This window comes from Paenarthrobacter sp. TA1.8, assembly GCF_048595705.1.
Classification (GTDB): domain Bacteria; phylum Actinomycetota; class Actinomycetes; order Actinomycetales; family Micrococcaceae; genus Arthrobacter; species Arthrobacter nitroguajacolicus.
This window is the reverse complement of record NZ_CP184287.1, coordinates 2,775,983-2,789,770: the sequence shown is the minus strand read 5'-3', so window position 1 is coordinate 2,789,770 and position 13,788 is coordinate 2,775,983. Positions and strand designations below refer to the sequence as shown.

Below are 13,788 nucleotides of genomic sequence, written 5' to 3'. Positions count from 1 at the left end.
CTGCCTGTGGAACTTCTCGGGGCGGTCGCCCTGCAGCCGTAGCGCTCATGGCCACTCTAGCTTTCGCGGCGTCGCGATGCGTAGCCGTGGGCGCCTGGGGGCGTTGTATGTCACACTCCCGCTGCCTCCGTGACGCAAAGCACGCAATCCTCTTGGCGTCCAAACACCGTGTGGAATGCGGAATATGGCCGCTGGCTGGGACAATAGCTTGAAGCACACGCCCAAAGGGTGTTGGCTGTTAGTAATGGAAGTCACTGCAAAAGGAGGAAACGTGAGCGAGGCCGACGCCGCCACATCGGTAAATGTGGCGGAAAGAATGGGTTTCAAAGATGGGGATCTGATTCAGGAACGCGGCTACGACGACGACGTCGATTTCGACTTGCGTGACGACATCGAAGATGTCACAGGCTCCGAGTTGTTGGATGAAGATGATCATGACGTCGTGGATGCTGTTGTTTTCTGGTGGCGGGATGGCGACGGTGACCTTGTTGATGCCCTGATGGATTCGCTCACCAACCTGAAGGAAGGCGGGGTTGTTTGGGTACTGACGCCAAAGTCAGGCCGTGACAACTACGTTTCTCCTGCAGACATCCAGGATGCCGCCCCCACTTCAGGACTACACCTGACTACATCGGCAGGGGTCTCAAAGGACTGGAGCGCCACGCGTTTGGTGCCCAAGAAGAACAAGTGACAGCAGTCCAACAGGCTCCGGCCCAGGTGCTCGTTCCTGAAGCGGGGCAGCTTGCGCCGGATTTTGAACTGCTGAATCAGTACGGCGAGCCTGTCCGTTTGGCCGACTACCGGGGCCGCAACGTTGTCCTCGTGTTCTTTCCCTTTGCTTTCTCCGGCATTTGCACCGGCGAACTCTGTGAGATTCGCGACAACATCGCGGACTTCAAGGATTCGAATGCCACGGTTCTGGCGTTGTCCGTAGATAGTAAGTTCGCACAACGGGCCTACGCGGAGCATGAGAACTTTGGCTTCGACCTCTTGGCGGATTTCTGGCCGCATGGGGCCGTGGCACGGGACTACGGCGTCTTCGATGAGGCGAGTGGAATGGCCCTAAGGGGGACGTTCATCATCGACGCTACAGGCGTCATCCGCTATGTCGTTGTCAATCCCCGCGGCCAAGCGAGGGACTTTGCCGAGTATCGCCGGGCGTTGTCGTCTTTGGCGGACCAGCAGTCATGAACCATCCCAGGCCCGGAGTCGGTATGACTGGATTTGCCAGCATGCCCTCCGCGCCCGTGGGGCAACTTGACCCCGAAGAGTTGCAGGCACTCGAGGTTACCGGGAATCTCCTAAGCGGGAAGCGCTTAGCTGTACTCACCGGAGCCGGACTGAGCACCGATTCAGGGATTCCTGACTACCGGGGGCCCGGTTCTGCGCCCCGGAACCCCATGACCTACCAGGAGTTCGTGGGAAGTGAGGCAAACCGGCGGCGCTATTGGGCGCGGAACCACATCGGATGGTCCCACCTCAGGCAGGCCGATCCTAATGCCGGCCATAAGGCAGTCGCGGTTCTGGAACGTCGCGGCCTGTTGTCCGGTCTCATTACACAAAATGTTGACAGGCTCCATGAGGACGCCGGAAGCATCAACGTGGTGGACTTGCACGGTCGATTCGACCAAGTGGTTTGCCTCAGCAATAGACACACCTTCACCCGGCGCTTGATCGCAGCGATCCTTGAAGAAATCAATCCTGGTTTCCTGGAGGCGGCACTGGAGTCCGGTGTAGTAGAGATGGCTCCGGACGCTGACGCAACAGTTGAGGACCACGAGCTCATTACCTCGTTTGTGATGGCGGTCTGTCCCATTTGCGGTGGGACGTTGAAGCCGGACTTCGTCTACTTCGGTGAGAACGTCCCCAAGGATAGGGTGGCCCGCGCCTACGAGATGGTGGATAACGCGGACGCCCTCTTGGTGGCGGGATCGTCGCTGACGGTTCAGAGCGGACTGCGGTTCGTGCGCCACGCCGCAAAATCGGGAAAACCAGTGGTCATCATCAACCGGGGAACTACCCGCGGCGACAACTTTGCTCAAGTGAAATTGGAACTGGGAGTCAGCGGCGCATTGGACTACCTTGCGCGCTCTTTGCCGGATCTTCCACAAGCTCCTGCGTCGATTGGTGTTTCGGGCGGTTGATCATGTAGAGTCATTGTTCGTTGGTTGAAGCGCGGAGGAAGTTACGAAGCACGGAAGCCGCGGTTTGGGTCTTTAGCTCAGCTGGTAGAGCGCCACGTTTACACCGTGGATGTCATCGGTTCGATCCCGGTAGGACCCACCAGGAAAACCCCGTCATTCAAGTCGAAAGGCTTGGAGGGCGGGGTTTTTTGTTTGCCTCCTTCCAGCTGCCCGCGATCTTGAATGTCAGACCTGCACCCTACGGTTTCTTCCATGGAGCACGTACACATCGTCACAGTTGAGCCAGGCGCCCCGGCGGTCATCATGAGGGGCGGCCGGGAGTGGCGCATGGTGGTGGAACCAGTGCGGTGGTTTGAGCGGGTTGCCTGGTGGGAGCAGTCCCGCCGGATGCCCAGGGGGCAAGGGCGGGTTGATATTGAAGTCTGGCAGGTCCAGGTCCGCCTGGGGAGCAACCCGCGGTCCGGCATCGCTACCTGGGAACTGGTGAGGGACGGAACTGGTGGGGGCTGGCGCCTCCGGGGCGAGGAACTCGCTGCTGCTTAGGCTGACGCCGGAAATGGATGAGCTCTCCACCACGACTATTGGGGGATGCCGCGGTGGAGAGCTCGAAGATGAATATACAGAGAACTTTTTGGTTTGGAAAGTACGGTCTCACCGGAGACGCCGCGTTGGGCCCAACTCACCCTGCTGAGACGCCCCCATTCCACTATGATGAGTATTGTTCAGCAGAATGAACAGTCGAATTGCGATGTCGAAGGAGAATCATGGCTGATTCCCGCACCTCCCGTTCCGAAGGGCTGGGCGCTTCGTCGCCGGCGCCTGCCGTCACCCGCGCTGCAGCCGTGTTGGAGGTGCTGGCCGAGTCGCCTACGGGCCGACTGACGCTGAGCGATCTCTCGCGTGAACTCGGAATTCCCAAGTCCTCCACGTCCAACCTGCTATTGGCGCTGGAAGAAGCGCGGCTCATTACCCGCCAAGGTGCCGACTTTGCCTTGGGGAGGAAGCTTGTGGAACTGGGAGCTGCATACCTCAGTCGCCTGGACGAGGTGCAGGAGTTCTACAAGTACTGCGAGCAAGCGCCTACGCTCTCGGGAGAGACTGTGAGAATTGCGATGCTCGATGGCGACCATGTCATCTATTTGGCACGGTACGAGGGCCATCCAGCGGTCAGGCTGACGTCCAACATCGGCGACAAGATGCCTGTCTCGCTCTGCAGCGTCGGCAAGGCCCTGATTGCACAGCTTCACGATCACGATATGGACGCGATGTTCCCGGATGGCATGGAGTTGCCCACCATGACCGCGAACTCCCTCAAGACCGCGGAGGAGCTCAAGGCCCAGATTTCCACCATCCGCAAGCAGGGGTACGCCTTCGAGGATGAGGAGTCCACGGTAGGCGTAGTCTGCCTGGCCGTGCCGGTCCCTACCCACGGGGCACATGGCCCAAGCCTTGGCCTGTCGGTGACAGCGCTCAAGGCCACCTACTCGGAGGAGCAGGGCGCCCTCATGGTCAAGGAACTTAAGGAATTGGCGCGTTCCCTGGGTAACCCCATGGGTTAGTTCTTTTCAAACGCTCTAAATAAATCTGATTACAACCTTGGCAGTGCGTTCAACAAGCTGTACGCTGTTCATCATAGTGATCTTGGCGGTGATGCCATCACTATCTCGCTGGGCCAACGGGGGCCCGGGGTGATTTTGAGGGAGTGCTTGTGATAACTCGTGCAAATGAAAAGCTCGCGGCCGAGGCCGGGGACGCTGTAGTTGAGCCGGAACAGCTCCGGCGGGCTACGCTGGCCAGCTCTGTCGGCTCCGCGCTGGAGTACTACGACTTCTACATTTATGGCTTGGCTTCGGCGCTGATCTTCGGTCCGCTGTTCTTTTCTCCGCTGGGCCCTGACGGTGCGTTGATTGCGTCGTTCGCCACCTACGGCGTTGGCTTTGCTGCCCGTCCGTTTGGCGGTTTGATCTTCGGCTACATCGGCGACAGGTTTGGCAGGAAGATGGTGCTGATCCTCACCATCGCGCTCATGGGAACAGCAAGCTTTGCCATTGGCCTTCTGCCCACCTTCGAACAAGCCGGAATGCTCGGCGCTGTATTGCTGGTCACGCTGAGAATCATCCAGGGGTTGGGGGCCGGAGCCGAGCAAGCCGGCGCTACGACCCTGATTTCAGAAGTGGCTCCGCGCCGTCGTCGTGGGTTCTTCGCTTCATTGCCGTTTGTCGGCATTCAGTTGGGCACGCTCCTCGGTGCCGGCACCTTCGCGCTCATTGCCATGGCGGACAAGGCTGTCCTTCAGGGGTGGCTGTGGCGGGTGCCTTTCCTGGCCAGTTTCATTCTGATCGCCGTGGCCATTTTCATCCGTCTCAAGCTCAAGGAAACGCCCGCGTTTCAGGAGTTGGAGAAGCACAAGAACGTGGTCAAGAACCCCATTGGCGCTCTCTGGAAGCACTCCAAGAAGAACGTGTTGCTCGGCATCGGTCTTCGCATGGGTGAGAACGGCAACTCTTCGATCTACTCCGCGCTGCTGGTGTCCTTCATGAGCATGCCGGCGGGCGTGTTCGCTGGTAACAACTCCATCGGTCCTGTGGGTTTGCTGATCGCGGCCGGTTTCGCCGCCGTCATGGTGGTAACTTTCGGTGCCTTGTCCGACAGGTTCGGCCGTGTTCCTGTGTACCGCTACGGCGCACTCTTCCAGGCGATCATCGCGGTTCCTGCCTTCTACCTGGTCACTTTGGGGAACGTCACGTTGGTATGGGTAGTCATGGCGGTAGGCATTGCAATCGGCGTCCAGTCGATGCTTGGCCCCCAGTGCCCCCTCCTTCCAGAATTGTTCGGCTCGCAGTACCGCTTCACCGGCGTCGCCATGAGTCGCGAAATCTCGGCGGTCCTGGCTGGCGGACTTGCACCGCTGCTCGGCGCGCTGATGTTGGCCGCCACCAACCACTCATGGCTGGTCCTGGCCATCTACTCCCTGGTCCTGGCGCTCATCTCCTTCGTGACCACATTCTTTACCCCTGAGACGGCTGGCAGGGACCTCGTCAGTACCGAAGACGCAAAGTAGGTTCCGCAGAAGCACCTGCACCAGGAATACTCAAAACAGCGCGGCACCTCCTTCAAGAGGGTGCCGCGCTGTTTTGCGACTGAACACAAAAATGAGTGGCTCAGACTGTGGTGGAAATTCGCGGGTGGCAGTGCAGAATTGGTGCAGCGAAAGAGGAGCGTGTCGATGACGGCAACCAAGGGCCTTGCGTCACCGGAGAGTACCGGGCAGGTCCGGGCCGGGGCAGGGAAGGCTACGTTTCGGCCTGAGATCCAGGGCCTGCGTTCCTTGGCCGTACTCATGGTCGTCTCCTACCACATTTGGTTCGGCCGGGTTTCCGGTGGAGTGGACGTCTTCCTGCTAATTTCGGCGTTCCTGATGACGTTGCAATTCGTCAGCCGCTACGAGGACGCGCGGCCGGTATCACTGGTGAGGCACTGGCTGCACCTGTTCTGGCGGCTGCTGCCTGCCGTCGTCGTGGTCCTGCTTGGCACTCTCGCGGCCACGTATGTGTTCATTCCCCGCACACGCTGGATCGAAATAGTCAGCCAGGGATGGGCTTCGCTGTTCTACGTCGAAAATTGGCTGCTCCAGCGCCAGGTGGTCAATTACTACGCGGCAGACCATAGCTTGGCGAGTCCGTTTCAGCATTTCTGGTCGCTGTCCATCCAGGGGCAGGTCTTTATTCTCTGGCCGGCCATCTTTGTTGCCACGGCCTGGGTGTGCCGCCGCCTGAATCTGCGGTACCGGGCCGTGCTGCTTGGGGTCTTCGGGCTGATCTTCGCAGTATCGCTGGCGTATTCGATCTATTTCACGGCGGCCAATCAGGAATTGGCCTACTTCGATACCTTTGCCCGGTTGTGGGAGTTTGCCTTGGGCACGCTGGTGGCGCTGTTGCTTCCGTATCTTCGGCCCGGGCGGGGACTGCGAAGCGTGCTTGGCTGGGCAGGGGTGGCCGCCATGCTGAGCTGTGGCGCCCTTCTTCAGGTGCAGACCGCGTTTCCTGGTTTTGTGGCTTTGTGGCCGACCCTTGCGGCCGTGGCTGTCATTGTCGCGGGGCAATCGGGCAGTCGCTTCGGAGTTGACAGGATCCTTACGTCCAAGCTGTTGGTGGGTCTGGGATCTACCTCCTATGCGCTCTACTTGTGGCATTGGCCGTTGTTGGTGATTACTTTGGTGTGGATCGGCCAAGACCATGCAGATGCGATCACCGGCACCTTGATCGTGGGTGCGTCGCTGCTGTTGGCGTTCCTGACTACCCGGTTTGTGGAGCAACCCTTGCGTGCATGGCGATGGCCGGAGGCCAAGCGCCGGCGTCTGGCGTTGGCTGTATTTGTTTGTCTTGCGGTCGCTGCCGCTCCGATGGTGCAGTTCGGATACCAGCAACAAATGGCGAAGAACATTATCGCTTCGCAGAATGCCGACGATAACCCGGGGGCGCGGGCGTTGCTACCCGGATATGTCGACCTTGTTAGCGAAGGCGCGCGGACGCTGCCCACCCCTGAGCAGCTGCCGGAAGATTGGGGAAGGCTCGACGGCACATGTACCGGAGATCTTCGTCCAACGGATCCGGTGCTGATTGCAGAGTGCCAGCAGAACGACGTCGGTGCTGACGCCGAGAGGACCGTCTTTGTGGTGGGTCAGTCCCATTCGCTGCAGTGGCTTGGAGCCATCGGCCCCCTGGCCAAGGAGCACCAGTGGCGTGTCCAAGCCATCACGTTCGGGGCCTGCCCGTTCATGACCGAAACGGACGAGGTAGGGGACGAATGCAACGCCTTCAACCGAAACGTCCGGGAACACATCCGTATCCATCAGCCCGATGCTGTCTTCCTTGTGGGGACGGCAGCAGTTACAGACTCGCCGGATGAGGACCTCACTTGGGGTCTTGACGAACTGGTTGGCGAGATCACTGACCAGGGCATTGAGGTCATCGCCATGAGGGACAACCCGCGCTTCTCATTCAGCCCGAGTGAGTGTGCAATGGCGTCCGGCGTAGAGGACCCACGCTGCCGTCCAGCCCAGTCGTCGGTGCTTGCCGAAAGCAATCCCTTGGATCAGTTGGAGGGTACTTTCACGGGTTTGTCCATCCTGGACATGACGGACCTGATCTGCGACGGATCTTCATGCCCGGGAATCGTTGGCAACGTGTATGTCTACCTCGACGACAACCACCTCTCGAGTACCTACGTCAGGACCATGACCGAGACGTTGTCCGAGAGGTGGTTTGACGCCACAGGATGGTAGTTTCCGGCCTAGTAGAAGTGGACCGGATCAACCAGGTGGGGGAGTTCGCCACCGTCCAGGAATGTGCGCAGGTTGCTGCAGAAGCGTTCCGTGATGAGCCGGTTTTCCGCTGTGCTTAATGCCGAGGTGTGCGGTGACACCAGAACTTTGGGATGATTCCACAAAGGGCTGTCCTGCGGAAGTGGCTCCACCGCGAATACATCGAGGCAGGCGTATGAGACCTGGCCGTTGTTCAGGGCTTCCAGCAAAGCGGCCTCATCCACTACGGTGCCGCGGCCGACGTTGACGAATACGGTTCCCGGCTTCATGGCGGAGAAAATGTCCTTGTTGAACAGCTTCTCCGTGTATGGGGTGCCGGGCAGTGTGTTCACCACTGCGTCGGCGTCCGCCAGCAGGCCGGGGAGGCCCTCATTGGTGGTGACCTCGTCGATCCCCTCCATCGGTTCCACAGTGCGCTTCGTTCCACTGACCTTCATCCCCAAGGCCCGGGCGATTCGAGCCGTCTCCATGCCAATCTCGCCGAGGCCTGCGATGACCACTTTGGAGCCGTTGACCAGCTTGGTGGGCGTCCTCAGCTCGGGCCAGTTTTTGGTGGCCTGGTCCTGCGCCATTTCGGCGCTGCGCTTGAACCCGTTGAGGATGCCGAAGGCTGAGAACTCTGCCAGGGGCAGCGCATGGACACCCGCGGATGTCGTCACGCGGAACTTTTGAAGGGTTTCCGTGTCCAGGCCGGATGCCTTGACGGCGCCACCCGCTCCGGCCGCCATGGCGTGGATCCATTGCAGGTGCGGGTTGCTGTTTGCTATGCGCGCCAGTCCGGCCGGGCTCTCGTTAGGGAAGCCGTACAGGACCTGGGCCCTGTTTAGCATGGCCCAGTAGCGTTCCTCCTGCTCCGGCGTGCGTTTGAACTCCGGATCGCCGGCGTGATCGGCGGGGAACCTTTCCGGCGGAAGAAGTTCGGGATCGTAAAAAACTGTTACAGAGGGATCTACAGCGCGGATCAGCTCTACGTGCTCTGCTTCGAGCGGCACAGCGATTGCGATGGTAAGTTCGTCAGTCGTCATGGTGTTCATCATACTGAATGGAGGCTAGGATATTGAACAGAAATCTCTTGGATGACCACAAAGAAGTGAGGTGTTACCTACCGTGACCAGCAAACGCGTGGGCTTCGTCGGCCTAGGACTCATGGGAGCGTCCATGGCTTCCAACATCGCCGGCGCAGGATGGAATGTCATCGCCTGGAACCGCTCCGAAACCGTTTTTGAGGACCTCTCCGGCGTCCGCCGCGCAGCCAGCGTTGCAGAGCTGCGCAACGAAAACACCATCATCTTCATGCTCCCTGACCTGCCCTTCATTGAGGAAGCGGCCACGGAATTGCTCGAGTCATGGCGGAACGATCCACCCGAGCCGGGCACCGCCGTCGTCATCATGAGCAGCGTCTCACCAACCGCAGTCCGGCTGTTCGGCGAGACTGTTCACCAGGCATCCGGCGGCAACGCCGCGGTGGTTGATGCGCCGGTCAGCGGCGGCACCTCCGGGGCACAAAGCGGAAGCCTGGCCATCATGGTGGGCGCGACCGAAAGCCAGTTCGAAGCGCTCGAGCCGCTCCTGGGAACCATGGGGACCACGGTGCGCCGCATGGGTCCTCTTGGATCGGGGTCGCTCGCCAAAGCCTGCAATCAACTCATTGTAGGAACCACGACGGCGGCGCTGGCCGAAGCGGCCGAACTCGCGGAACGCTCCGGCATGGATGTGGTGGCGCTTTACGAGGTCCTCTCGGGAGGGCTGGCCGGAAGTCGGGTGCTGGACAACGTAGGCCCCCGCCTGGCTGCCAAGGACTATGCCCCGACAGGGCCGGCCAAGTTCATGCATAAGGACTTGGGCTTCGTGCTCACCAGCGCTGAAGCGGTTGGCTCCGCCGTCCCCATGGCTTCGGCGGCAATCGATTTATATGACGAACTCAAGCGCCAAGGACTCGGAGACCAAGACCTCGCCGTGGTTCGCCAGGCCATCGCAAACCTGAGTGTGGCAGCCGCGGCGTCGAACAGCAACTGACCGGGGCAACTGAAGAAGAGACGGCCCAACCGAAGAAGAAATGACGTACAAACTATGAATGGACTTTTTGATCTGACCGACCGGGTTGCGTTGGTCACTGGTTCAAGCCGGGGGATCGGTAACGCCCTGGCCAGGGGGCTTGCGGATGCCGGAGCAACCGTGGTGCTCAATGGCATCAATGCCGAAAGGCTGGAAGCAGCCCGGCAGGCCATGGCTGCTGACTACCCGGAGGGATGGGTCCACAGCCTGGCCTTCGACGTCACCGACGCCACGGCCGCCGCTGAAGGAATGGCCTGGGTGGAGGAGAACGTGGGTCCTCTTGACATCCTGGTGAACAATGCCGGAATCCAGCACCGTGTTCCCATGCTGGACCTTGATGTGAAGGACTGGGAGCGTGTGATTACCACCAATCTCACCAGCGCCTTCCTTGTGGGCCGGGAAGCGGCCCGGCACATGATCCCCCGGGGACAGGGGAAGATCATCAATGTCTGCTCTGTCCAGACGGACCTGGCCCGTCCCACCATTGCACCCTATGTGGCGGCCAAGGGTGGACTTCGCAACCTGACCCGCGCCATGACTGCAGAGTGGGCTGCCTCCGGCTTGCAGATCAATGGCATAGCGCCCGGGTATATCCACACGGAAATGACCCAGAACCTGGTGGATGATGACGATTTCAACTCGTGGATCCTGGGCCGGACGCCGGCCAACCGGTGGGGGACAGTAGCCGATCTTGCCGGGCCAACTGTGTGGCTCGCCTCGCAGGCATCCAATTTCGTGAACGGCCAGACGATCTTCGTCGACGGCGGAATGACGGTGGTGGTCTGATGGGCATCAATCTCCCGGCCTTCGGCCCCGCCGTAGTCGCCCACGGCAAGGGCGATCTCAGGATTGAAGACATTCCCTTGACGGCACCTGCTCCCGATGAGGCGGTGGTGGAGATCGCCTACGGTGGGATCTGCGGGTCAGACCTGCATTATTGGCTGCATGGTGCAGCGGGGGAGTCCGTCCTCAAAGAACCCCTGGTCCTCGGGCACGAAATCGTAGGCGTGGTGGTCCGGCAAGCTGTTGATGGTGCCGGCCCCGGGGTTGGCACACGTGTGGCTGTCCATCCGGCTACCCCTGCCTCAGGTGACGTCAGGTACCCGGAGGACCGGCCAAATCTGTCCCCGGGCTGTACGTACCTGGGCAGTGCTGCCCGGTACCCGCACACGGACGGCGCGTTCAGCCGCTACGCCAACCTGCCCACGCGAATGCTGCGACCGCTGCCGGAAAACCTGGATCTTCGCACCGCTGCCCTGGTTGAACCTGCCAGTGTTGCCTGGCACGCGGTAGGACGCGCAGGAGACGTCAAGGGAAAGACCACGCTTGTGATCGGCAGCGGCCCTATTGGTGCGCTTGTGGTCGCCGTTCTCAAGCGTGCCGGTGCGGCCAGGATCGTCGCTGTCGACATGCATGACAAGCCCTTGGAAATCGCCCGGGCCGTTGGCGCCGATGACGTCCTTAAGGGTGATGATGCGGATGCCATCGCCGCCGTGGATGCCGATGTCGTTATTGAATCCTCTGGAAGCCATTTCGGGCTGGCCTCGGCTATCAAGGGTGCTACCCGCGGCGGCAAAGTGGTGATGGTGGGGCTCCTGCCGTCAGGACCGCAGCCGGTGTTCATCTCACTGGCCATCACCCGCGAGTTGGAACTGCTTGGCTCGTTCCGCTTCAACAACGAGATCGATGAGGTCATTGATGCCCTGGCTGATGGCTCGCTGTTTGTCGATCCTGTGGTGACACACGAGTTCGACCTCGCCCAAGCCCTGGAAGCCTTTCAGGTGGCGAAGAACTCAGCCGAATCCGGCAAGGTGCTGCTGAACTTCCAGCGGTAGCTGGCTCTTGGCGACAGTCAGTTCTGCGCGATGGGGACGAAGACGCGGGGCTGGTCATTCCAGCTGGGTGCCAACTCCGCGATGGTCTGCCGCATGATCTTGGCGGCGGCATCGCGTGCGACGGAACCGTCGCCGGCGTCGATCGCGTGTGCAACATCCATGTGCCACTGAAGCGCCTGCTTTTGGGGGTGTTCCGGCATGAGCCCATGGACGGTGCGGCCGGTGAGGGTTTCAGTGACCTGCCCAATAAGGTTGGCAAACATTTCGTTCCCGGAGCCGGAGAGGACCAGCGCATGGAACCGGATATCGAGGTCAAGGAAGCGGGCCATATCGCCGGCATCACCGGCTTCCTTCATGGCAAGGGAGATGCCCACCAGCTCCCGCCGGAGACTTTCGGGTGCGTTTCCTGCGGCCAGCTCTGCTGCAACAGGTTCGACGGCGGAACGGAGTTCGGCCAGCGACCTCAACTGGGCGCCACGCCCTTCGCCGGCAAGCCGCCAACGGATCACCAGCGGATCGAAGGGATTCCAACGGTGGGCCGGGAGGACCCGGATGCCCACTCGCTTAATGGTCTCCACCAGCCCCAGCGACTGCAGTACACGGACAGCTTCACGGACAACGGAGCGCGATACTTTGAGCTCGTCTTCCAAATGCTCGGCCAGCATGACGTGGCCTGTAGGAAGGGCGCCACCGACAATCCTGGTGCCCAAATGCTCTACGGCGCGGTGGTGGAGGCTGGTTGACATAGAGGTAAGCATAGTGGCGCGGGGACGTCCCGTGCGCAGTCGGATCCGGGTCGGCATCATAGACTGTTTATGACGCGGCGCCGTTCCAAAACGTGGGCGCCGCTTTCCGGCCCACGGTTTTAATACGTATGGTTTATTACAGCCCCTGGTTTTGAATTCGCTTCCTGCGTGCCCCCAGGGGGGTAGGTGGGACTGTTTGCACACGAACGAATTGGAGTTTTGATGTCAGCACACATCGGTGTCACCGGCCTTGCGGTGATGGGCGCCAACCTGGCCCGCAACCTCGCCCGCAACGGCTTCACCGTGGCTCTCCACAACCGCTCCGTGGATAAGACTGACGCCCTGCTCGAAAAGCATGGCACGGACGGCGACTTCATCCGCACGGAAACCCTGCAGGAACTCGTCGACTCCCTCGAAAAGCCCCGCCGCGTCCTCATCATGGTCAAGGCAGGCGCTCCCGTTGACAACGTGATCGAGCAGCTCGAACCGCTTCTCGAAGCCGGTGACATCATCATCGACGCCGGTAACTCGCACTACGAGGACACCCGCCGCCGTGAAGCCGCGCTGGCCAAGAAGGACCTCCACTTCGTAGGCGTCGGCGTATCCGGTGGCGAAGAGGGCGCACTGAACGGCCCGTCCATCATGCCCGGCGGCTCGCGTGAGTCCTACGACGCCCTCGGCCCGCTGCTGGAGAAGATCTCCGCGAAGGTCGACGGCGAACCGTGCTGTGCATGGATCGGCACCGATGGCGCGGGCCACTTCGTCAAGATGGTCCACAACGGCATCGAATATGCCGACATGCAGGTCATCGGCGAAGCATTCGACCTCCTCCGCTCCGGCGCCGGCATCGAGCCCGCCGAGCAGTCCAAGATCTTTGCTGAATGGAACAAGGGCGACCTGTCCTCCTTCCTGATCGAAATCTCCGCCGAGGTCCTGGGCCACGTTGACGCCAAGACGGGCAAGCCGTTCGTGGATGTGGTTGTGGACGCTGCGGGCCAGAAGGGCACAGGCCGCTGGACGGTCATCTCCGCCCTGGAGCTCGGTTCTCCGATCTCCGGCATCGCCGAATCTGTCTTTGCCCGCGGCCTCTCCTCCCAGGCCGAGCAGCGCAAGCTTGGCCAGGAACTGCTGGCCGGCGAAGAAGCCTCCGTGGAAATCCCCGAGACCTTCGTCGAGGACGTCCGCCAGGCACTGTACGCCTCCAAGCTGGTCTCCTACGCCCAGGGCCTGGACATGCTGACCTCCGCTGCCAAGGAATACGGCTGGGACCTCAAGCTGGACGAGATCGCTTCGCTCTGGCGCGCTGGCTGCATCATCCGGGCAGAACTGCTCAAGGACATCACCAAGGCCTACGCCGCCGAAGAGAAGCCAGCCAACCTGCTGTTCGCGCCGGCCTTCACCAAGGCCATCGCCGAGGCCCTCCCGGCATGGCGCCGCGTGGTAGCCACCGCAGTTCAGCTGGGCATCCCGGTACCGGTGTTCTCCTCCTCGCTGGCCTACTACGATGGCCTGCGCCGCAAGCGCGTTGCCGCTGCCCTGATCCAGGGCCAGCGCGACCTCTTCGGTGCACACACTTACGGTCGCGTGGACACCGAGGGCACGTTCCACACCTTGTGGGGAGAAGACAAGTCCGAGATCTCGGCAGTCGACACCCACTAGCAGCAGCTTCCCGTCAAAGGCCGGTT

General features: G+C 61.0%; 13 protein-coding genes and 1 tRNA gene. 12 read left to right on the top strand and 2 right to left on the bottom strand.

The annotated features are described in order from the left end of the window. The first annotated feature begins 271 nt into the window (after positions 1–271). The 8 genes from ACNAOT_RS12905 (at position 272) to ACNAOT_RS12870 (ending at position 7,428) form a co-directional block, all read left to right on the top strand. The gene (locus tag ACNAOT_RS12905) at positions 272–691 is read left to right on the top strand and encodes a DUF3052 domain-containing protein (protein ID WP_026005795.1); all 420 of its coding nucleotides are present in this window, start codon (positions 272–274) and stop codon (positions 689–691) included. Next, positions 688–1,191, top strand: coding sequence for a peroxiredoxin (locus ACNAOT_RS12900; RefSeq protein WP_420178282.1), 504 nt, complete (start codon positions 688–690; stop codon positions 1,189–1,191). The genes ACNAOT_RS12905 and ACNAOT_RS12900 overlap by 4 nt, the downstream gene beginning before the upstream one ends. Continuing rightward, a complete protein-coding gene (locus ACNAOT_RS12895; RefSeq protein ID WP_420178281.1) occupies positions 1,188–2,144 on the top strand; it encodes an NAD-dependent protein deacetylase in 957 nt (318 codons plus the stop codon). Before ACNAOT_RS12900 ends, ACNAOT_RS12895 begins: the two co-directional genes overlap by 4 nt. A 66-nt stretch (positions 2,145–2,210) precedes the next feature. Next, positions 2,211–2,286: transfer RNA gene (locus tag ACNAOT_RS12890), tRNA-Val, on the top strand. A gap of 110 nt (positions 2,287–2,396) precedes the next feature. Then, entirely contained in the window at positions 2,397–2,687 is a 291-nt protein-coding gene (locus ACNAOT_RS12885; RefSeq protein WP_091468068.1) for a hypothetical protein, read from the top strand. Positions 2,688–2,908: 221 nt separating this feature from the next. Beyond that, a complete protein-coding gene (locus tag ACNAOT_RS12880; RefSeq protein WP_420178280.1) occupies positions 2,909–3,703 on the top strand; it encodes an IclR family transcriptional regulator in 795 nt (264 codons plus the stop codon). Between the two features lie 143 nt (positions 3,704–3,846). Beyond that, positions 3,847–5,205 carry an MFS transporter gene (locus ACNAOT_RS12875; protein ID WP_364305909.1) on the top strand — a complete coding sequence of 453 codons (1,359 nt, stop codon included), beginning with the start codon at positions 3,847–3,849 and terminating at the stop codon, positions 5,203–5,205. A 165-nt stretch (positions 5,206–5,370) separates the two neighbouring features. Further along, on the top strand, positions 5,371–7,428 hold the full coding sequence (locus ACNAOT_RS12870; protein WP_420178279.1) for an acyltransferase family protein: 2,058 nt from the start codon (positions 5,371–5,373) through the stop codon (positions 7,426–7,428). 8 nt (positions 7,429–7,436) lie between these two features. On the opposite strand, the gene ACNAOT_RS12865 is transcribed toward ACNAOT_RS12870, so the two are convergent. Then, entirely contained in the window at positions 7,437–8,504 is a 1,068-nt protein-coding gene (locus ACNAOT_RS12865) for a D-2-hydroxyacid dehydrogenase (RefSeq protein ID WP_420178278.1), read from the bottom strand. 70 nt (positions 8,505–8,574) lie between these two features. Between ACNAOT_RS12865 and ACNAOT_RS12860 the strand changes: the two genes are divergently transcribed. From ACNAOT_RS12860 to ACNAOT_RS12850, 3 genes are read left to right on the top strand one after another with little or no spacing between them, the layout of a single operon-like run. Continuing rightward, positions 8,575–9,483, top strand: coding sequence for an NAD(P)-dependent oxidoreductase (locus ACNAOT_RS12860; RefSeq protein WP_420178277.1), 909 nt, complete (start codon positions 8,575–8,577; stop codon positions 9,481–9,483). A 54-nt stretch (positions 9,484–9,537) separates the two neighbouring features. Continuing rightward, positions 9,538–10,308 carry an SDR family oxidoreductase gene (locus ACNAOT_RS12855; protein ID WP_420178276.1) on the top strand — a complete coding sequence of 257 codons (771 nt, stop codon included), beginning with the start codon at positions 9,538–9,540 and terminating at the stop codon, positions 10,306–10,308. Further along, positions 10,308–11,357, top strand: a complete 1,050-nt coding sequence (locus ACNAOT_RS12850) for an L-idonate 5-dehydrogenase (protein ID WP_420178275.1) — start codon at positions 10,308–10,310, stop codon at positions 11,355–11,357. Before ACNAOT_RS12855 ends, ACNAOT_RS12850 begins: the two co-directional genes overlap by 1 nt. Positions 11,358–11,374: 17 nt before the next feature. Here ACNAOT_RS12850 and ACNAOT_RS12845 read toward each other — a convergent pair whose 3' ends face one another. Next, the gene (locus ACNAOT_RS12845) at positions 11,375–12,103 is read right to left on the bottom strand and encodes a FadR/GntR family transcriptional regulator (protein ID WP_420178274.1); all 729 of its coding nucleotides are present in this window, start codon (positions 12,101–12,103) and stop codon (positions 11,375–11,377) included. A gap of 222 nt (positions 12,104–12,325) precedes the next feature. Here ACNAOT_RS12845 and gndA point away from each other — a divergent pair, with 222 nt between their 5' ends. Beyond that, positions 12,326–13,762, top strand: a complete 1,437-nt coding sequence (gndA, locus tag ACNAOT_RS12840) for an NADP-dependent phosphogluconate dehydrogenase (RefSeq protein ID WP_420178273.1) — start codon at positions 12,326–12,328, stop codon at positions 13,760–13,762. Positions 13,763–13,788 lie beyond the last annotated feature (26 nt).